We start from the raw sequence: 18,526 nt of genomic DNA on the forward strand, positions 1-18,526 counted from the left end.
GGGGGCGCTCACCCGCTCAGAGCAGTTCGAGCCGCCGGCCCATGTCGGAGGCGAACACCCCGTGGGGGTCGATGCCGCGGCGGGTGGCGATCCACGAGTCGATCTCCGGGTACATGGCGTGGAACCGCCCGGCCGGGACGCGCGAGTCCTTGGCCGTGTAGAGCCGCCCGCCCATCGACATGACCTTGGCGTCGAGGTGGTTGACGAAGCTGTTGAGCCGGTCGTTGATGGGGAAGTCCACGCACACGTTCCAGCCCTCCATGGGGAAGGACAGCGGCGCCTGGTTGCCGGGTCCGAACAGCTTGAACACGTTGAGGAACGAATAGTGCCCGGACCGCTGGATGTCGCCGATGATCTCCTTGAAGCCCTCGACCGCGCCGGGCGGGACGATGAACTGGTACTGCAGGAACCCCTTGGATCCGTAGGCCCGGTTCCACTCCGAGAACAGGTCGAGCATGTGGTAGAACGCCGGCAACGTCTTGATCTGGTTCCGCGACGTCCCGCCGAGCCGGTAGTAGACCTCGCCGATGGGGCCGAAGGTGTACTTGTTGGCCAGCCCGTTGGGGAACACGTCGGGGAACGTGATGAGCGGCTTGGCGTCCATCGCCAGCGGGTTCTTCGCCAGCTTGGGCGCGTACTCCTCGAGCTGGGCCAGCGTGGCCAGCGACCCGCGCGAGACCGCGGCCCGGCCGAGCTTGGGGGGCGCGCTGATCGCGTCGAACCACGCGGACGAGTAGGTGTACTTCGACTCCGACCCGTCGGTGTGCAGGGCGATCGTCTCGTCGAGGCTCGAGGTCTGGTCGTCGTCGGCGAGGAAGAACGCCGTCTCCGTGCGCGTCATCGCGATCCACACCTTGAGCACGATGCCGGTGAGGCCGTTGCCGCCGACGGTGGCCCAGAACAGCGTTCCGTCGGGGTCGTCGGCGGTTCCGCTCGGCTCGAGCGTGAGCACGCGGCCGTCCGCGACGAGCAGTTCCATGCGCGTGACGTGATTGCCGAACGAGCCGGCGGAGTGGTGGTTCTTGCCGTGGATGTCGTGGCCGATCGCACCGCCGACGGTCACCTGCCGTGTGCCCGGCAGGACCGGCACCCACAGCCCGAACGGCAGGGCCGCCCGCATGAGCTGGTCGAGGTTGACGCCCGCGTCGACCACTGCCAGCGCCTTCTCGGCATTGAGCTCGTGGATGCGGTTGAACCGGCTCATGTCCACGACGAGTCCGCCGGAGTTCTGGGCGCTGTCGCCGTACGAGCGGCCGAGGCCGCGGGCGACCACGCCGCGCCGCAGGTGGGCTGGGGAGGAGGCGTTGGAGTCGTTGACCGCCGCGACGGCCGCGGAGATCTCGTCGACCGAGCGTGGGGTCAGCACGTGGCTCAACGCCGGGGCGGTGCGGCCCCAGCCGGTCAGGCGCCGGAGCTCGGTGTCCAGCGCGGTCGGGGCCGGTGGGGTGTTCTGCGCGGTGCTCACGCGGTCGAGGTTACCGCCCGGCGGGGCCCGGCCGCCGCGTCGCCGCGCCCGGGTGTGACGCGGCCGACGGGGAGATGAGGGAGAGATGACGACGACGACGAGGGCCGCTCGCTCGCCGAGGACCCGCCCTCTCGGGCCGCGCCGGTCAGTCGGGCCGGCAGCCGGAGTCGAAGGGGACGCCGCGTGCCCGGTCGTCGACCCAGTCCAGCGCCGGGCCGACCGCGGTGTAGGCCGCGAGGATGTGCTCGCCGGGCACCGGCGTGTATTCGACGTCGGCACCGGCCGCGCACCACTCGTCCGCCAGCCGACGGGCCGTCCACTCGGGGACGAACGGGTCGCCCGGCCCCCGCGAGGACCCCGGTCCGGGGCCGATCGGCGCGGCGGCGTCACCGTGCCAGACCTGGACCGGCCCGGTCGGTACCTCCCGCGGGTCAGCGCCATGGGCGGGGTCGGGGGTTCCCAGGCGGTTGCGGGCCAGGACGGCCGCGACCGTGGGGTCCGTGCGGGGATCGACGTCGGTCAGGGCGGACAGCGGCGCGGGGATGAGCCCCCCGGCGGTGTTGGCGGCGGCGCAGGCATCGCGGAGGTGGTGCGCGATCACGTCGCCGGTGGCGTTGAGAAGGGGGTACATCTCGGGGTACTCGCGAGCCAGGCCGAGGACGGCGGCGCGGTAGAGGCCGGAGGCGATGGTGCCGTCCATCGTGTCGAACAGGTCGGAGTAGTCGGAGGGCACGCCGCCGACCGATGAGCCGACGAGCACGCCGGTCAGCTCGGGGGCGTACACGGGCTGCAGCTGGGCGGCCCAGCCCGTGGCGATGCCGCCGCCGGAGTAGCCGACCTGCACGACCCGCGAGTCGGCGAACAGCGGGCCGGCCTCACCGGGTGGGACGAAGGCGCGGGCTGCGCGGATCCCGTCGAGCACCGCGCGGCCGTTGGCGCGCCCCGCCGCGTAGGCCGCCCTGGGCCCCTGGAAGTCGGTGACGACCAGGCCGTAGCCGCGGTCGGCGAGGATCTGCAGGAACGGCGGGAGCTCGAGGTTGAGCGTGTGCGGCAGCGTGTGGGACGGCATGCACGTCAGGCCGAGCGAGTCGATCGTGACGTTGAACGACACGAGCGGCCGCGGATCGGGCCCGGGCCACGGGGTGGCCGGCTCGATGAGCGTGGACACGATCTGCTGCGGGCGGTCGTGGGAGTCGGTGCTCTGGACCAGGACCTGCCAGCCGCGGCCGAAGTTGCGGACGTTGTGCGGCGGGATCGTCACCTCTCGCGTGGCGAGGATCGTCCCCGGGGCGGTCGCGGGGTCGACGGTCGGCGGCGACGAGTACCAGGGGTCCGGGGACGGACTGGGCAGGTAGCGCTCGGGCGTGCGCTCGTGCTCGGGCGCGGGCCGGAGCGCGGCGAACGGGTCGGGGACCGTGACCGCGGACGACGCCGCACCGGTGGGCTGAGCGGCTCCGGCGGGCGCCGCGGTGAGCGCGCACGTCAGCGCAAGGAGTGCCGCCGCGACCGCGCGGCCGGGACGGAGGGGACGCCGCGACCTCATGCGCTCACGGTATACGGCGCGGTCGGCGGCGGACGCGTCGCGCGCGCCGGGGGTGACCGGCGCGCGCGAACCGCGTGTTCGGGGGTGGGCTCGTCCTAGGAGACTGCTGAACAAGCTGCGATCCTGGCACGCCCGGTGTGCGTGAGGGTCCGGTTGGCCGTCGCGCGGAGTGTGGGGCTTGAGATTTCTGGGTTCGGCGAAAGGTTCGTGGCGCCCACCGCGGGTTGTTCGAGCCTCTGCTGGGGCGGGAATGCCTGGCCCCGGCCCGCTGATCAGGCCAGGGCCCAGGTTCCGTTCTGGTTGGTCAGTCCCATGGCGAGTAGTCGGCGCAGGTTGAGGGCGGCAACGCGGTGGTGGAGCCAGGTGTTGTTCTTCTCGACCCCGCGGTACGGCACACGCCGAGCGCCTCGGGTCAGCCAGGCGATCGAGCGTTCCACCATCGGTCGGTGCTGGCGGTACACGGTCTTGAAGTCCTCATCGCCGGCCCGCTGGCGGTGCTGGCGTTGCAGCAGGTGGTGCTCGCCGAGCACCACTTTGCGCCCCGTGGCTGAGGTAGTGCACCGCTGACGCAGCGGGCAGCCACGACACGCCGCCCCGAAGGTGGCATTGCCCTTGGCAGAGAGGCCACGGGTGATGTTGGCGGGGCAGGTCAGGGTGCCCGCCACGGCGTCGAAGGTGAAGTCATCCAGGGTGAACCCGCCCTCGACCGCGGGCCGCAGCGGCCACGGCTTGACCAGGGGCAGCCACTGCTTGCCGGCCAGGGTGTGCAGCATGTCGCCGCTGGCATAGGCCGAATCGCCGAGCACCTCGACCTGCTCACCGTCATCGACGGTGGGATCGGCGGTGACCAGCCCCGCACCGACCGCGGCATCGGAATTGCTGGGTCCGTTGGGTTTGGTCAGGGCGCACATGGTGGTCAGGCCGGTATCGGGCTCGACGACGATGTGGGCCTTGAACCCGTCTTGGCGGCGCTGCCGGGTCTTGTGCGCGTGGCGGGCATCGGGGTCCACGGTGGAGATCACCCGATCCGGTGCGGTGCGGCGGGCGATGCGCCACCGCCCGTCGGTGCCGTCTGAATCCTCGGCCGGTTCGACGTCCTGCCCTGCCACCAGCGCCAACAGGGCGACCGCTTCGGCCGGCTTGCCACCGGCGGCGGTGATCGCCTCGACATCTAGTGCCGCCAACAGCGCCAGCGCGTCTGCGACCAGGGCGGAGACCAACTCGTCTCGGGCGGCCTGGTCATCCCAGGCGATGCGCGGCTTACCCGACGCGATGTAGTCCTGCCCGCACACCGCCGCCAACCGGGTGCACTCGGTGGCGATCAACTCCTTCGCCCCGGGCACCTCGCGGCCCACCCGGCGGATCTGGGCGATCAGCTGGGTGATCGTGTCCTGGCGGGCCACCGCGTCATCCAAAACCGTTGAATCCAGCGCCCGGCGGGTCTTGGCCTTGACCGCACCGGTCTCGGCGATGACCTGACGCACCACCTCGAAGATCCGCTGCGGCCGCTCACTGGCCGCCAGGCGGCGTCGCCAATAGGTCAACGTCGACGAGTTGAAACCCTTCGCATCGACCGGATACCCGCAGGCGGCCTTCCACCGCAGGTCAAACGTCAGCGCGTCGACCGCCTCCCGATCGGAGTGCCCGAACAGTGCTTGCAGCACGATGACCGAGGCGATCACCTCACCCGGGATCGAGGGCCGACCCCGCCCCGAGGGAAACAGATCCGCGAACAACTCGTCCGGGAACAACCGGTCACGATGCTCGGCCAGCAACGCGAACACGCTGCCGGGCTCGAGAAGATGCCCCGCCACCGACTCCACATCCAACAACTCACGCTGCCGATCCGACTCACCCTGCATGACCCACATCATTTCAGGGCCACCCCAACCCCGCGGGCCGTACACGCACTTTGTTCAGCAGTCTCCTAGGCGGAGCCGCGGGTGGTGGGCGTCGACAGGACGACGCGGCCGGTGGGCGTGTACGACGGCGACGCCGGGCGATGGTTGGGCGTGCGCAGCGGCGACGACGGCGGGATCGCCCGCCCGGTGGGCGTGTAGGAGAACGCGGTCGGGGCGTTGTTCATGGCGGGACTGCGGTACTGCGACATGGGACTCACTCCTGGTCGTGGAAGGACGACGGGCCCGGCGCGTCACCGCTCGGGGCGGGACGACGACGGGGGTCGTTCGCGTGCGTGGGGGTGGAGGCGACGGCGGCTCACCCGGGGAGAAGGCGCGGACCTCGTGGCGTGGGCGCCGGGAAGAGATGGGGTGTGCCGCGAGCGGATCGCTCCAGCGGGGTCGGACGGTCTCGGCGGAGGTGTCGCCGGACGGTTCGACCGGGAACGGGCTGGTGTGCCCGCGATGGAGAAAAGGATGACACGCCCGCCGGGGCCGCACAAGCCCCCTGTGTGGATGTTCACGTGTCGGAGCCGCGGCCTACCCTGTGCTGGTGAGTTCTTCCCCGAGAGACGCCGGCGCCAGGAGCGACTCCGCCGATTCCGCCGATTCCGCCGACCCGGTCGATCCCGTCGATTCCGTCCTCGACTCCCTGCGCGGCGCGGTGGACCCGCTGGAGTCGCACCACGAGTCCGACCCGCGGGAGGGCACCGATCTCAAGACGCAGATCGTGCGGTTCTTCCTCACCGGGGTGCTCTCGGCGGTCGTCGACTACGGCCTGCTGCAGCTGCTCATGCTGGCCGGTCTGGGCTACGGCCCGGCCAAGGCGCTGTCGTTCGTCGCGGGCACGCTCACCGCGTACGGCATCAACCGCCGGTGGACGTTCCGGGCCGAGCCGTCGCGGGCGCGGTTCATCGCCACGATGTGCCTGTACGCCCTCATGTTCGGCGTGCAGTGGGGTCTGTTCATGGTCCTCGTGCCGTTCTTCCACGGACTGGACTGGAGCACCTTCTGGGCCACGACCATCGGGTATGTCATCGCCCAGGGCGTCGCGACCGTCACCAACTTCATCGTCCAGCGGACTGTGATCTTCCGGGTCCGCTGACCGGCATGTCCGTCGCGCTCCTGCTCGCCGCCGCGCTGGCGCTGCTGGTCGTGCCGGTCGCGCTGATCTGCCTGGCCGCCGGCGCGCGGTGGCGGGACGCGCTCGCCGCGGGCCCCGCCCTGACCACCGCGGTGGCGGCGGTGGGGTGCGCGGTCACGGCCGCCGCCGACGTGCGGTGGGGCCTCGCGTCGGCGGGGGTGACCGCGCTGGTGGGGCTGCTCGCCGCCGCCGCGCTCGGGATCGCCGCCCGGGTCACCGACCGGGGGACGTGGCGGCGGGGCGAGGGGTCCGATGACGACGACGAGGTGCGCGGTCGCGGGCCGGGCCCGGGGGTGGTCGACCTCATCGTCGTCGCCCTGGCCCTCATCCCCGCGGTCCAGGTCCTCGTCGCCACCCGCGGTCTCACGGCCATCCCGCAGGGCTGGGACGCGATCTTCCACGGCGGCGCCACGCGGTTCATCGCCGAGACCGGGCGGGCCGGTCTCACCGATCTCGCGCCGGTGAGCCAGCCCGCCAACCCGCACTTCTTCTACCCGGACACCTACCACGCCCTGGCCTCCCTGCTGCTGGGTGTGGGCGGCGGGCTGCCGCAGGCGCTCAACGCGGTGTCGGCGGTCACCGGCGTGGTGTTCGCGCTGGGCGTCGCGGTCCTGGCGGGGCGGCTGTGCGGCGGGTCGCGGCTCGCGGCGGTCGGCGCGGCGGTCGTGGCGGGCGCGGCGTGGACCTTCCCGTACCTCGCGTTGGGCCGCGGTCCGGTGCTGCCGTTCGCGCTGGGCGTGGCGGTGATCCCGGGCCTGGTCCTGCTGGGCGAGCAGCTCGCCGCCCGGCGGCCGCGCATGCTCGCGCACGCGGCGCTGCTCGGGGCGGGGATGGCGGGGGCCTGGTCGGTGCACCCGTCGGTGGCGCTCGCGGCGGCGATCCCGCTGGCGGCCCAGGCCGTCGCCGGGCTGGTCGCCGCGCCCGGCACGCGGCCGAGACTCGCGGTCCTCGGCGGCTTCGCGCTGGCCGCGGTCGCGGCGGCCCCGTACGTGCTGTGGTCGGCGACGATGGTCTCGGCCGGGACCACCGAGTCGCTCGCCGGGTTCTCGTGGCCGCGCGAGGTGGGCGTGCCGCGCGCGGTGGCCGGCGTGTTCGACCTCGGGCCCACCGCGCTGTCCTCGATCGGGATGGCGATCGCGGTGCTCGTGGGCCTGGCGGTGGCGGTCGTGGACCCGCGGCGCCGTCGCCCGCTCGCCGCGCCCGCCGCCGCGCTCGTGGTCTACGGGGCGCTGTACGTGCTGGCCGCGGCGGTGGACGGCGACTGGGTGCGGGTGTTCACCGGCTTCTGGTGGGACGACTTCTACCGGTTCGCCTCCCTGCTGGTGCTGCCGTCGGCCGTGCTGGCCGGCGCGGGCGTGCGGGCGCTCGTCCCGCTCGGTTCGGCCCGCCGCCCGGCCGCGCGGACCGGCGTCGTGGTGGTGGCCGTGCTGGGGCTGCTCACGGTCTCCGGGCACGCGGTCCTGGCCCGCGACCTGCGGGTGTGGGGCTACGGCGACGGCCCGGCGGTCAACGCCCGCGAACGCGCGGTGCTCGACGCGCTCGCCGAGCGGCACGAGGGCGGCGTGGTCCTCAATGATCCGTTCGACGGCACCGCGTGGGCGTACGCGCTGCACGGCGTGCCCGTGGTGTTCGGCGCGCCGCTCGCCGACGACCCGGTCGCGCAGGTCGGCGCCGACCGCATGATCCTGTACACCTCGATCAACCGCTACGGCTTCGACCCGTCCGTCACGCACGAGGTACTGCGGCAGGACGTGCGCTGGGTGATCGTCGGCACCGGCGTCGTGGGCGGCCCGGGTCGGCCGGGCGGGTTCATCGGGCTCGACCTCAACCCCCACCTGCGGCTCGTCGAGGGCAACCCCGGCGCCCGGCTGTACGAGGTCCTGCCGGTGCCCGCGGACCACCCGCCGCTCCTGCCGCCGCCGGGGATCCCCCCGTTCACCCCGCCCGTGCAGCCCCCGAACACCGACTCACCGGTCGTCGACGCGGCCGCCGCCGGGCCGGCGACTAGCCTGGACGGCGCGACCGGGCCCTGAGCGGCCCGCCGCCGCGCGGCCCCGACGGGCCGTGTCCCCGCACCGACCCCACCAGGAGCGCATCGCCTCATGGACGCCACCACCGTGACCGCCGCGGGCCCCGACACCGCCGCCCCGCAGCCCGAGCGCGACCTGCTGCTCCAGCGCACGCTGTTCTCGGGCCCGCGCCGGTGGGTCAACGACGACCTGTACTCGCGCATCGTGCGCGGGGTCGTGCGACGTACCCGCGCCGAGCTGCACATGGACGCCGGCGCGATCGTCGACACCAACACCTACTTCGGCCGGTTCGAGGCCTCCTACTGGCAGCGGTGGACCTCGGTCACCGAGCTCACCGTGCGCGTGTCCGTGGAGACGACCGGGCAGCTGGACGTGCTGGTCCGCGCCTCCGATATCGGCTCCCACGTGCGGACGGTGGACGTGGTCCACCACCACGGTGACGGGATGGCGGTGCTGCACGTGCCGGTGGACGCGTTCACCGACGGTGGCGCGATGTGGCTGGAGCTGCACGCCGTGGACGCGCCGGCGACCGTGTCGGAGGTGGTGTGGAGTACGACGACGACGAGGCCCGCCCGCCGCGCTGCCGTGGCGATCTGCACGTTCAACAGGGCGGACGACTGTGCGGCCACGGTGGACTCGCTGGCCTCGGATCCCCTCGTCGCGGATCTCATCGACGACCTCTACGTGACGGATCAGGGCACCGATCTGGTGGAGACCCGCGAGGCGTTCCGGCACGCGGCCGAGGAGTTCGGCGACCGGCTGCACTACCTGCGCCAGCCCAACCTCGGCGGTGCCGGGGGCTTCAGCCGCGGGCTGTACGAGGCCACCGCGCCGGGCGCCGCCGGCCCGGTGGACGTGCTGCTCATGGACGACGACGTCCGGGTGGAGCCGGAGACGGTGCTGCGCCTGTTCGCCTTCGCCGCCGTGACGCGCGAGCCGATGCTGGTCGGGGCGCAGATGCTGTACCTGTACAACCCCGACTACCTGCTGGTCTCGGCCGAGCGCACGCAGCTCGACGAGCTCCGCGGCGGCCTCGACGCCGACGAGTACGCGCTGCGCGACGAGTCGGTGGTCGAGAACCGGCAGGAGCGGCGAATCGACGCCGAGTACAACGCCTGGTGGTCCTGCCTCGTCCCCGGCGAGGCGGTGGAGGAGGTGGGCCTGCCGATGCCGTACTTCTTCCAGTGGGACGACATCGAGTACGGCCTCCGGTGCCGCCAGGCCGGGATCCCGACGTGCACGCTGCAGGGCGCGGCCGTGTGGCACGCCGACTTCTACTGGAAGGACGGCGACGACTTCGGCCAGTTCTTCTCCCAGCGCAACTCGCTGGTCACCGCCGCGATCCGGCAGGGGATCGACCCGAAGAGCATGGCCAAGAACCTCGGCCGGAGCGTCCTGCGGGCCATGGTGGGGATGCAGTACGGCCTGGCGGCCACACGGATGCGGGGGATCGAGGCGTTCCTCGACGGGCCCGACGGTTCCCACGGGGTGGGCGACGGCGGGCAGGCCGCGCTCGCCGCGATCCGCGCCGAGCGCGCCGAGTATCCCGAGACCGCCAAGCTCGCCGTGGAGGCGCTCCCCGCGGGGATCAGAGTCGAGCGCAAGGTCGGGATCCCGCGCGAGGACCGCGAGGACCAGGTGCTGGCCAAGCGGTTGCTCACCCAGAAACTCGGCCGGCAGCGCCGCGGCGTGGTGGCGATCCCGTACGAGGACGCCGCCTGGTGGCACGTGTCGCTGTTCGACGAGGTCTACGTGACAGACGCCTCGCAGACCGGCGTGCACCACCGGAAGGTGAACCCCGCGCGCGCCACCGAGCTGCAGAAGCGTCTCGCGGCGCTGCTGGCCCGGTTCGTCCGCGAGGCGCCCGCCGCGCAGGAGCGGTGGCGGAAGGCGCAGGCCGAGCTCACGACCCGGGAGACCTGGGCGCGGCTCTACGGGGTGTAGCGGCGCCGGCGCCGCGGCGATCCCGCTCGCTGCGCGGGGACTCCCGCCGGCTGCGTGGTCAGGCGGTGACGAGTCCGGCCACGATGTTCGCGACGACGTGGACGACGGCACCGGGCACGAACGTCCCGGTCCGGTGCCGGAGCCACCCCAGTGCGTAGCCCGCCGTGAACTGGATCACGACGATCGGCCACAGGCCGGCGTCGATCCGGAGCAGCGCGAGGTGTGGGACGACGAACGCGGCCGCCTGCAGCAGGTTGCCGCGGGCGAACCCGAGTCGACGCACGAGGACGCCGCCGAGGAGCCCGCGGAAGAACACCTCCTCGCCCACCGCCCGCAGCGCGACGCCGACGACGGCCCCGGCCGAGGTGACCCGGGCGACCGTGACGCCGGGATCGTCCACCACCTCGGCGGGCATCAGCGCGATCGCCGACCAGCTCGCCGCCACCAGGGGGATGAGCAGGAGGAGCGCCTACCCGTACGCCGAGGGCGCGCCCCATCGCGCACCGATCCGGTCGAGCGCGGCCGCGGGTGACCGGTCGCCCCGACGCGATTGCACGACCACGTAGAGCACCGCGGGAGCGCAGAAGAGCGCGAACTCGATCACCGGTCCAGCCTAGGTTCCGAGCGGACCCCTCAGACCGGCATCGCGGTGGCTGATCCACAGCCGCCCCGAATTCCACATCTGGCCAGCCCCGGACCCGCGGACAGCCGGAACGCGGCGGGGCGTCGGGGCAGAGTAGGTGGCATGGACACTCCGACCTCGACCCCGACCGCGCCGACGACCCCGGCCGACATCCTCGCGCTGCCGCCGGGCCCGCTGACCGCGGCCGAGCTGGCCGCCGCCGTCCCCGACGCCCGGGACCGCGACCGTTACGAGCGGATCTGGCACGGGTTGTACCGACGCGACGACCAGCCCGATGATCTCCGGCTCCGCAGCATCGCCCTGGCGCGGACCTGGCCGGACGGGGTGCTACGCGGCCGCAGCGCCGCCCTGCTGTGGGGTGACGACTCGGTGCCCGTGGACGCGCCGCCCGAGATCTGGTTGCCGTCGACGCGTCGGTCCCGTCCGGGGCGGATCTACCGCTACGGCACCCTGCCGCCGTCGGCTGTCACCGAGATCGACGGGTTGCGGGTCACCACCCCGCTGCGCACGTGCCGGGATCTGGCCGGAGACCTGGGGTTCGAGGATGCGGTGGTGTCGGTGGAGCGGCTGTGCGCGAGGGTGCCCGAGTTGCCGGGCCAGCTGGCGGGCGCGCTCGAGCACCCCTCGGGGCGCGGTGCCCGCGACTTCACCGCCGTCGCCCGCGCGGCGGACCCGCGGTCGGGGTCGGCCGTCTCCACGCGGGCACGACTGGAGCTCCGGGCGGCAGGGCTCGACGGCTTCCGGCACGGGCACGCCGTGCGTCTGGGGCACTTCACGGTGGAGCTGCCGCTGGCCGATCCCGATGCCCGCTGCGTGGTCTTCGCCGCCGGGGATTCCGCGACGCCGTCGAGCTCGGGTCGCGGCACCGAGAGGTTCCGCGAGCAGCTGCTGCACGCCGGGTGGACGGTGATCGTGGCCCGGGGCGACGCCGCCCCGGGCAACGCGGCCTCGCTGGCGGGTCACCACCGCGCGGTTGACTCCGGTGCGGGCCGCCGCGCCGCCGCCGTGCTGCGGGCGCGGTGGCCCTCGTCAGAGGTTTGCTATCCGCCGGCCGATGACCCCGCGGCCGACCCGCACGGGATGTGGTCCGGCCCGCGGCGTTGAGGCCGCGGGCCGGGATGACGCAGGTGTGGCGGATCAGCGGGTGTAGTCGGTGGCCTTCTCGTAGCGGCCCTGCTCGTCCCAGACCCGACGCAGGAGCTGCTCGAGCTCCCACACGTCGCCCTCGCTGCCGAAGTACTTGCGGTCGATCGTGCCGAGCTTGTCCTCGTTCTCGAGGATCTTGCTCCACAGCCGCGCGCGCTCCACCGGGTCGTCGGTGAAGTCCTTGTTGAGGTACTCCCGCGAGTAGCGCTTGAGGTTGCCCAGGACGGTGAGCGCCTTGCCGGCCGGACTGACCAGCGAGGCCACGATGGTCACCACGAGCACCACCACGATCACGCCCAGCGAGAGCAGCGTGGGCACCTCGACCACGTCGACGTGCTCGCCACCGTTGATGAACGGCAGGTTGTTCTCGTGCAGGGCGTGCAGCACCAGCTTGACGCCGATGAAGCCCAGGATCGCGGCCAGGCCGTACTTGAGGTAGACCAGCCGATCGAGCAGGCCCTCCAGCAGGAAGTACAGCTGGCGCAGGCCGAGCAGCGAGAACGTGGTGGCGGTGAAGACGATGAAGACGTTCTGGGTGAGCCCGAAGATCGCGGGGATCGAGTCCAGCGCGAACATGATGTCGGTGCCCCCGATCGCGACCATGACGATCACCATCGGCGTCATGACGCGCTTGCCGTTCTCGACGGTGAACAGCTTGTCGTGGTCGTAGTGGTCGGTCGCCGGGATGACCTTCTTGGCGAACCGGACCATGACGTTGTCGACCTCGTCGTCGTCCTCATCGTCTTCGGCCAGCAGTCGGCCGGCGGTGACGATGAGGAACAGGCCGAACACGTAGAACAGCGCGCTGAACTGGTTGAGCAGCGCGGCGCCCACGAAGATGAACGCGGTGCGGGCGATGATCGAGAAGACGATGCCGAACAGCAGCGCCTTCTGCTGACCCGCCTTGGGCACCTTGAAGCTCGTCAGCAGCAGGAGGAACACGAACAGGTTGTCCACCGAGAGGGCCTTCTCGGTGAGGTACCCGGCGAAGTACTCGATACCCATGTCCGTGCCGCCGAAGATCCACACGGCGAAACCGAACAGGACCGCCACGCCCACGTAGAGCGAGGACCAGATGGCCGACTCTTTCAGCGTGGGAATGTGCTCCTTGCGCACATGGAAGAAGTAGTCGAACAAGAGGAGTGCGACGATCAGGCCGACTGACAACGACCATGCGAGCGGGGTGGCTCCCAACGGGGTTTCCTTTCCGGGGAGGGCCGGTTGACCGGATCATCCTACCCGCGCCCGGCGGTGTCGCCCCCCGACGGATGCTCGCCGCCGGTCGGCGCGGGTCCGTTCGCTCAGGTGTCGTCTCTAGGTGCGGCGTCGGACGAACATCGTGTGCCGGGCCTCGACGACCGTCCTGCCGCGGCTGTCGGTGACGACCGCGGTGTGGACCACGCTGGTGCTGGACCGGGTGGTCAGTTGCTCGCGGATCGAGTCCGCCTCCGCGTGCGGCACCTCGACGACGCACCGGAGCCGGCCGCGGCCGGGGGAGCGGAAGTCGATCGTCGCGCTTTTGGTCCACACCTGGTAGCCGGCGCCCAGGTGTCCGGACAGCAGCGCCCCGTAGAGCACGTCTGTCGCGGCGAACAGCGCGCCGCCGAACGCGGTGCCGTTGGTGTTGGCGGTCCACGGCGCCACGTGCATGTTCAGTTCCCCTCGGGTCCAGTCCGGGGCGACGTGCCGGATGCGGATCCCCGACCCCAGGAGCGGCGGGTAGAGCGAGGCCAGGACGGGGAACGCACGGGGGCTCGAGGTGTAGCGGTGCAGCATCGTCGTGGTCACCGGCCGATAGTAACTTACCGAGGAGTCAGTTCGGTTCCCGGCAATTTGACTCATTCTCTGGACACGGCACCGTGTTTTGTCTACTTTCAGGGCCACAACCATCGACTACGGGGCCCGGGGCCCCCGGCGGGGAGGCGTGACATGAGGATCATCGTGGATCCGGACCGGTGCGAGGGACAGGCGGTGTGCGTGGGACTGGCGCCGGCGGTGTTCGCGCTGGATGACGACGACGAGGTGGTGCGCCTGCTGGTCGACGACATCCCCTCCGAGCACGAGAAGCGCGCCCGCAAGGCCGTCGCCAAGTGCCCGATGGCGGCTCTGCGCGAGGCCTGAAGGGCACGGTGCCGCGGCCCCGCGACTACCGGGCCGGCCAGGCCGAGGGATCGCGGCCGGTGAGCGCGAGCACCTCGTCCCGCGCCGACACGTCCGGGCCGTCGAAGCCCGGGACCGCCGGGTCGAACAGCTCCGGCGCCGGGTTCTCGGCGAGGTCGGTCCGGACGAACTCCACCACGGCCCGCTCGAGATCGTCGCCCCAGTGCAGGTCCATGCCCTGCGAGGAGGCGATGTCCCACGCGTGGACGGCCAGGTCGAACACCTGCTGGGCGAGGTAGTGCTTCGCGGGAGCGAGTCCGTACGACAGATGCACCTCCGTGTCCGCGCCGCCGGCGCACGTCCCGCGCCACGCCGCCCCCACCGGCGCTGTGACCGACTCCCAGTCCTCCACCAGTTCGGGACCGGAGGCGTCGCGCAGGCGACGCAGGCGGTCCTCGAGGTCGTCGGCCACCTCGTCGACCGTGCCGCCGGCGAGCAGGCCCGGCACCCACAGTTGCTCGTCCACCACGTGGGCCAGCACCTCGCGCGCGGTCCAGTCGCTACACGGGGTGGCGGCGTCCCAGTCGGTGACGGCGGGCAGCACCTCGTCGTAGAGGTCGGCGGCGCGGGACTGCAGCGCGATCCAGTCGGTCATGCCCCCATCCTGCCGCATGCCGGCACTCGGGCACCCGGGCCCGGCCCCCCGAATCCGCTACCTTCCCTCGGGATCCGCTACCCCTCAGGGCGTAGCGGATCCGGAGTCGGGGTAGCGGATTCTCGCGGGTCAGGCGCCGGGCTTCTCGAACCGCTCGCCCGCGCCCATGCGCTGCAGGCGCAGCCACTCGCGGAACCCCGCCGGATCACGCCGCGAGACGAGGAAGTACCAGCCGAATCGCACGATCTCCTGCGGGATGAGCCGCCGGTTGCCGGGCTGGGTGAGGACGTAACCGCGGTTGCGGTAGGTGAAGTGCCGCTTGACCGGGTCGTCGGGGAACTGCGTGTGCATGCGGCCGCCGAGGATCGGCTTGAACTCGTCCGAGCCCTGCGGGTGCAGGTACGCGGTGGTCAGGCACGTGCCGAACGGCAGCCCCGAGCGGACCAGGCGCCGGTGCACCTCGACCTCGTCGCCGCGGATGAACAGGCGCAGGTCGGGCACGCCCACGCGGTCCAGGCACTCGGCGGTGAACAGGGCGCCGTTGAACAGCGACGCGATGCCGGGCAGCAGGTCCTCGGTGGTCTCCCCGTCGCCGGCCGCGCCCGCTCCGGTGAACAGCTCCGAGCGCCGACGCCGCCACACCACGCCGCGCCGCAGGGGGAAGGCCAGTCGGTCGGGGTCGGCGAGGTCGCACACCACCGGCGAGACCTCGGCCAGGCCGTGGCGGTCCATGCAGTGCAGCAGCGTGGCCAGGACGTCGGGGCCCTCGGGGCGGCCGTCGTCGTCCGCGCACCACACGAGGTCCGCGCCGGTGGCCAGCGCGTGCAGCATGCCCAGTGCGAAGCCGCCCGCGCCGCCGAGGTTGTGCTTGGAGCCGATGTACGTGGCCTCGACCGGCTGCGACTCGACGAGCTCGCGTACGGCGTGCTCGTCGGCGTTGTCCACCACCACCAGGTGGTCGATCGGGCGGGTCTGGCCGCACACGACGGCCAGGGACTCGCGCAGCTGCTCGAGCCGGCGGTGGGTGACCACGACGGCCACGACCCGGCGGGCGTCGGCCGCTTTTCGGCCCGCGTCTCCCGCGGCGGCCCCGCCCTCAGCTCTCATGACGCATCCTGCCGATGTACTCGCCGATCGAGCGGCCGGCCTCGGGGCCCTCGTAGGCGGTGACGATCTCCTCGATGCTGCCGCGCTGGCGGATGCGACCGTGGTCGATCCACATGGCCGAGTCGCACAGCTGCGCGAGGAACTCGTTGGAGTGGGAGGCGAAGACCAGGATGCCCGAGCGGGAGACGAGGTCGGCGAGCTTGACCCGCGCCTTCTTCATGAACTCCGCGTCCACGGCGCCGATGCCCTCGTCGAGCAGAAGGATCTCGGGGTCGATCGAGGTCACCACGCCCATGGCCAGCCGCACGCGCATGCCGGTGGAGTAGGTGCGCAGCGGCATGTCCAGGTAGTCGCCGAGCTCGGTGAAGTCGGCGATCTCGTCGACCTTGGCCTTCATCTGCTTGCGCGTCTGGCCGAGGAACAGTCCGCGGATGATGATGTTCTCGTACCCCGAGATCTCGGGGTCCATGCCCACGCCCAGGTCGAACACGGGCGCCACGCGGCCGCGGATCCGCGCCGCGCCGCGGGTGGGTTCGTAGATGCCGGACAGCAGCCGCAGCAGCGTTGACTTGCCGGCACCGTTGTGCCCGACCAGGCCCACGCGGTCCCCCTCGCGGAGGGAGAGGGTGATGTCCTTGAGGGCCTCGACGACGACGACGTTGGACGCGTTCCGGCCGATCGCGCCCCCCGCGGAGCCGAGGACCGCCTTCTTGAGGGAGCGCGATTTGGCGTCGAAGATCGGGAAATCCACGCACGCGTCCACGCAGTCGATGGACACGCCGCCGGGGGTGGGCGCGACGGAGCTCATGGGATGTACCTCCTACACCCAGTACGGGACTCGGGAGCGGAACCGGCGCAGCGCCACGAACGCCAGGAGCAACCCGACGGCCGTGCAGGCCAGGACGATCCACCAGTGGTAGGCGTCGACGGACTGGCCGAGCATGGGCGCGCGGACGATCTCCAGGTAGTGGTAGAGCGGGTTGATCTCGGCGATGCGGGCGCGGTCGGCGATCTGCCCGCCCTGCTCGTACAGCGTCTGCGTGGTCCACACGATGGGGGTCATGTAGAACAGCAGCTGCACCATCGAGTCCAGCAGAGGGGCGATGTCCCGGAACCGGGTGGCGAGGATGCCGAAAAGCATGGACACCCACACACCGTTGACCATGAGCACCGCCAGCCCCAGCACGGACAGCAGGAGCTCCCAGCCCAGCGGCCGCGGGAAGACCACCATGAGCACCACCCAGATGACCAGGTTGTGGCACAGGAACAGGAACTGCCGCCACACCAGCCGGTAGACGTGCACGCTCAGGGCGCTGGGGAGCTGCTTGATGAGGCCCTCGTTGGCGATGAAGACCTCGGCGCCCTCCTTGATGCAGCCGGAGATGAAGCCCCACATGATGAGGCCCACGGTGACGTGCGGGAGAAAGTCGGCGAGCGGGATCTGGAAGAGGATCGAGTACAGCAGGCCGAGCGCCACGGCCATGACGCCGGTGGCGATGGTGATCCACAGCGGGCCGAGGGTAGAGCGGCGGTAGCGCTGCTTGATGTCCTGCCAGCCCAGGGACAGCCACAGTTCGCGCTGGCTCAGCCCCTGGCGCAGGTCGGCCACGGCCCGGCGGAAGGTGTGGGAGTCGTTGACGATCTCGCCCCGCACGCGCTCGTCGGGGAGCGTCGCCGAGGTCGGATCGGGAAGGGACTGGTCCTGCACGAGGGCTCAGCGTACTAGAGGTTCCGCCGGTGGCAGCCCCGCCGCGAGGGCGCGTAGACAGGAGAGATGACGACCAGTACGCAGATCCAGCTCGCGAGCCGTCCCACCGGATGGCCGACCCACGACAATTTCCGCACGGTCACCGTCGACCTCCCCGAGCTCGCCGAGGGCGAGGTCCGGGTGGCCAACGAGTTCATCTCGGTGGATCCCTACATGCGGGGCCGGATGAACGAGGGACGCTCGTACATCCCGCCGTTCGAGCTCGACGAGACCATGACCGGCGCGGCCGTGGGCAGGATCGTCGAGTCCCGCTCGGACGACCACCCGGTCGGCGCGGTGGTCCTGCACAACGACGGGTGGCGCGACGTCGCCCAGGGCGACGCCCGGCAGTTCCGCGTGGTGCAGGAGATGGACGGGGTGCCGATCTCGGCGTATCTCGGCGTCCTGGGGACCACGGGCCTCACCGCGTACGTCGGGCTGTTGCACATCGGCCGGTTCCAGGCCGGCGAGAGCGTGTTCGTCTCCGGCGCGGCCGGGTCGGTCGGTTCGGCGGTGGGGCAGATCGCCACGCTGATGGGCGCCTCGAAGGTCGTCGGCTCGGCCGGCAGCCCGGAGAAGGTGGCCACGTGCGTCGAGCGCTACGGGTTCGACGCGGCGATCAACTACAAGGAAGGCCCGGTCCGGAAGCTCCTGCGCGAGCACTTCGGCAGCGAGAACGGCGAGGGGATCGACGTCTACTTCGACAACGTGGGCGGTGACCACCTCGAGGCCGCGCTCGACCTGATGAACGACGGGGGCCGACTGGCCCTGTGCGGCGCGATCAGTTCGTACAACGCCACCGAGCGTGCGCCGGGGCCGGACAACATGTGGCAGGCCATCACCCGCGGCCTCACCCTGCAGGGCTTCACGGTGAACAAGTACATGCATCTGTTCAAGGAGTTCGCGGAGAAGGTCGGCCCGTGGGTCGCCTCGGGCGAGATCGTGTTCGACGAGACCGTCGTCGACGGCATCGACAACTCGGTCGACGCGTTCCTCGATCTGATGAAGGGCGCGAACGTGGGCAAGATGCTCGTGCGGATCTGATCCCACCGATCTGACCCCCAGTCCGGTCCGGCGGCCGGCGGCGGTCTGACCCGGGCGGCG

At 71.8% G+C, this 18,526-nt stretch carries 18 protein-coding genes; 6 read left to right on the top strand and 12 right to left on the bottom strand.

What is annotated here, in order from left to right; all coding sequences use genetic code 11:
* Positions 1 to 16: 16 nt before the first annotated feature.
* From VYL96_RS01625 to VYL96_RS01640, 4 genes are all read right to left on the bottom strand, one after another.
* Positions 17 to 1,465, bottom strand: a complete 1,449-nt coding sequence (locus VYL96_RS01625) for a decaprenylphosphoryl-beta-D-ribose oxidase (protein WP_061916252.1) — start codon at positions 1,463 to 1,465, stop codon at positions 17 to 19.
* Positions 1,466 to 1,610: 145 nt separating this feature from the next.
* Positions 1,611 to 3,008 (bottom strand): lipase family protein, encoded by a 1,398-nt coding sequence (locus tag VYL96_RS01630; protein ID WP_165928539.1) that lies wholly within the window; start codon positions 3,006 to 3,008, stop codon positions 1,611 to 1,613.
* Between the two features lie 272 nt (positions 3,009 to 3,280).
* Complete coding sequence (locus VYL96_RS01635; protein WP_061917886.1) at positions 3,281 to 4,870, bottom strand: IS1182 family transposase; 1,590 nt, start codon at positions 4,868 to 4,870, stop codon at positions 3,281 to 3,283.
* 65 nt (positions 4,871 to 4,935) lie between these two features.
* On the bottom strand, positions 4,936 to 5,118 hold the full coding sequence (locus VYL96_RS01640; protein WP_131886197.1) for a hypothetical protein: 183 nt from the start codon (positions 5,116 to 5,118) through the stop codon (positions 4,936 to 4,938).
* Between the two features lie 335 nt (positions 5,119 to 5,453).
* On the opposite strand from VYL96_RS01640, the gene VYL96_RS01645 reads away from it, so the two are divergent.
* From VYL96_RS01645 to VYL96_RS01655, 3 genes are all read left to right on the top strand, one after another.
* Positions 5,454 to 6,011, top strand: a complete 558-nt coding sequence (locus VYL96_RS01645; protein ID WP_311200830.1) for a GtrA family protein — start codon at positions 5,454 to 5,456, stop codon at positions 6,009 to 6,011.
* Positions 6,012 to 6,016: 5 nt separating this feature from the next.
* On the top strand, positions 6,017 to 8,083 hold the full coding sequence (locus VYL96_RS01650; RefSeq protein ID WP_109148466.1) for a DUF6541 family protein: 2,067 nt from the start codon (positions 6,017 to 6,019) through the stop codon (positions 8,081 to 8,083).
* A 69-nt stretch (positions 8,084 to 8,152) separates the two neighbouring features.
* Entirely contained in the window at positions 8,153 to 10,024 is a 1,872-nt protein-coding gene (locus VYL96_RS01655) for a glycosyltransferase (RefSeq protein ID WP_131886198.1), read from the top strand.
* A 58-nt stretch (positions 10,025 to 10,082) separates the two neighbouring features.
* Here VYL96_RS01655 and VYL96_RS01660 read toward each other — a convergent pair whose 3' ends face one another.
* Together VYL96_RS01660 and VYL96_RS01665 are read right to left on the bottom strand one after the other, a co-directional pair.
* Positions 10,083 to 10,469: a CPBP family intramembrane glutamic endopeptidase gene (locus VYL96_RS01660; RefSeq protein WP_207913584.1), complete on the bottom strand. Its 387-nt coding sequence runs from the start codon at positions 10,467 to 10,469 to the stop codon at positions 10,083 to 10,085.
* 24 nt (positions 10,470 to 10,493) lie between these two features.
* Complete coding sequence (locus VYL96_RS01665; RefSeq protein WP_259827765.1) at positions 10,494 to 10,628, bottom strand: hypothetical protein; 135 nt, start codon at positions 10,626 to 10,628, stop codon at positions 10,494 to 10,496.
* A gap of 141 nt (positions 10,629 to 10,769) precedes the next feature.
* Between VYL96_RS01665 and VYL96_RS01670 the strand changes: the two genes are divergently transcribed.
* Positions 10,770 to 11,771: a hypothetical protein gene (locus VYL96_RS01670; protein WP_063935419.1), complete on the top strand. Its 1,002-nt coding sequence runs from the start codon at positions 10,770 to 10,772 to the stop codon at positions 11,769 to 11,771.
* Between the two features lie 33 nt (positions 11,772 to 11,804).
* On the opposite strand, the gene VYL96_RS01675 is transcribed toward VYL96_RS01670, so the two are convergent.
* Both VYL96_RS01675 and VYL96_RS01680 read right to left on the bottom strand, forming a co-directional pair.
* Positions 11,805 to 13,007 carry a TerC/Alx family metal homeostasis membrane protein gene (locus VYL96_RS01675; RefSeq protein ID WP_131886199.1) on the bottom strand — a complete coding sequence of 401 codons (1,203 nt, stop codon included), beginning with the start codon at positions 13,005 to 13,007 and terminating at the stop codon, positions 11,805 to 11,807.
* Positions 13,008 to 13,127: 120 nt separating this feature from the next.
* A complete protein-coding gene (locus VYL96_RS01680) occupies positions 13,128 to 13,601 on the bottom strand; it encodes a DUF4442 domain-containing protein (RefSeq protein WP_131886200.1) in 474 nt (157 codons plus the stop codon).
* 141 nt (positions 13,602 to 13,742) lie between these two features.
* Between VYL96_RS01680 and VYL96_RS01685 the strand changes: the two genes are divergently transcribed.
* The gene (locus VYL96_RS01685) at positions 13,743 to 13,934 is read left to right on the top strand and encodes a ferredoxin (protein WP_061229493.1); all 192 of its coding nucleotides are present in this window, start codon (positions 13,743 to 13,745) and stop codon (positions 13,932 to 13,934) included.
* A 25-nt stretch (positions 13,935 to 13,959) separates the two neighbouring features.
* Here the strand turns inward: VYL96_RS01685 and VYL96_RS01690 are convergent, their stop codons facing one another.
* The 4 genes from VYL96_RS01690 to wzm form a co-directional block, all read right to left on the bottom strand.
* Positions 13,960 to 14,568, bottom strand: a complete 609-nt coding sequence (locus VYL96_RS01690; RefSeq protein WP_061916231.1) for a TIGR03086 family metal-binding protein — start codon at positions 14,566 to 14,568, stop codon at positions 13,960 to 13,962.
* Between the two features lie 129 nt (positions 14,569 to 14,697).
* Positions 14,698 to 15,675, bottom strand: coding sequence for a galactofuranosyltransferase GlfT1 (gene glfT1 / locus VYL96_RS01695; protein ID WP_061229491.1), 978 nt, complete (start codon positions 15,673 to 15,675; stop codon positions 14,698 to 14,700).
* Entirely contained in the window at positions 15,665 to 16,483 is an 819-nt protein-coding gene (gene wzt / locus VYL96_RS01700; protein WP_061229490.1) for a galactan export ABC transporter ATP-binding subunit Wzt/RfbE, read from the bottom strand. The genes glfT1 and wzt overlap by 11 nt, the downstream gene beginning before the upstream one ends.
* 12 nt (positions 16,484 to 16,495) lie before the next feature.
* Positions 16,496 to 17,383: a galactan export ABC transporter permease subunit Wzm/RfbD gene (gene wzm / locus VYL96_RS01705; RefSeq protein WP_061916228.1), complete on the bottom strand. Its 888-nt coding sequence runs from the start codon at positions 17,381 to 17,383 to the stop codon at positions 16,496 to 16,498.
* A gap of 66 nt (positions 17,384 to 17,449) precedes the next feature.
* Between wzm and VYL96_RS01710 the strand changes: the two genes are divergently transcribed.
* Positions 17,450 to 18,466: an NADP-dependent oxidoreductase gene (locus tag VYL96_RS01710; protein WP_061916225.1), complete on the top strand. Its 1,017-nt coding sequence runs from the start codon at positions 17,450 to 17,452 to the stop codon at positions 18,464 to 18,466.
* Positions 18,467 to 18,526 lie beyond the last annotated feature (60 nt).

This window comes from Dietzia maris (assembly GCF_036287335.1).
In the GTDB taxonomy this organism is placed as follows: Bacteria; Actinomycetota; Actinomycetes; order Mycobacteriales; family Mycobacteriaceae; genus Dietzia; species Dietzia cinnamea.

Excerpts from the sequence above, each read along its gene's own strand:
- wzt (WP_061229490.1), bottom strand. The coding sequence starts at position 16,483 with ATGAGCTCCGTCGCGCCCACCCCCGGCGGCGTGTCCATCGACTGCGTG.
- VYL96_RS01685 (WP_061229493.1), top strand. The coding sequence starts at position 13,743 with ATGAGGATCATCGTGGATCCGGACCGGTGCGAGGGACAGGCGGTGTGC.
- VYL96_RS01690 (WP_061916231.1), bottom strand. The coding sequence starts at position 14,568 with ATGACCGACTGGATCGCGCTGCAGTCCCGCGCCGCCGACCTCTACGAC.
- VYL96_RS01650 (WP_109148466.1), top strand. The coding sequence starts at position 6,017 with ATGTCCGTCGCGCTCCTGCTCGCCGCCGCGCTGGCGCTGCTGGTCGTG.
- VYL96_RS01630 (WP_165928539.1), bottom strand. The coding sequence starts at position 3,008 with ATGAGGTCGCGGCGTCCCCTCCGTCCCGGCCGCGCGGTCGCGGCGGCA.
- VYL96_RS01640 (WP_131886197.1), bottom strand. The coding sequence starts at position 5,118 with ATGTCGCAGTACCGCAGTCCCGCCATGAACAACGCCCCGACCGCGTTC.
- VYL96_RS01710 (WP_061916225.1), top strand. The coding sequence starts at position 17,450 with ATGACGACCAGTACGCAGATCCAGCTCGCGAGCCGTCCCACCGGATGG.
- VYL96_RS01635 (WP_061917886.1), bottom strand. The coding sequence starts at position 4,870 with ATGCAGGGTGAGTCGGATCGGCAGCGTGAGTTGTTGGATGTGGAGTCG.
- VYL96_RS01655 (WP_131886198.1), top strand. The coding sequence starts at position 8,153 with ATGGACGCCACCACCGTGACCGCCGCGGGCCCCGACACCGCCGCCCCG.
- glfT1 (WP_061229491.1), bottom strand. The coding sequence starts at position 15,675 with ATGAGAGCTGAGGGCGGGGCCGCCGCGGGAGACGCGGGCCGAAAAGCG.
- VYL96_RS01670 (WP_063935419.1), top strand. The coding sequence starts at position 10,770 with ATGGACACTCCGACCTCGACCCCGACCGCGCCGACGACCCCGGCCGAC.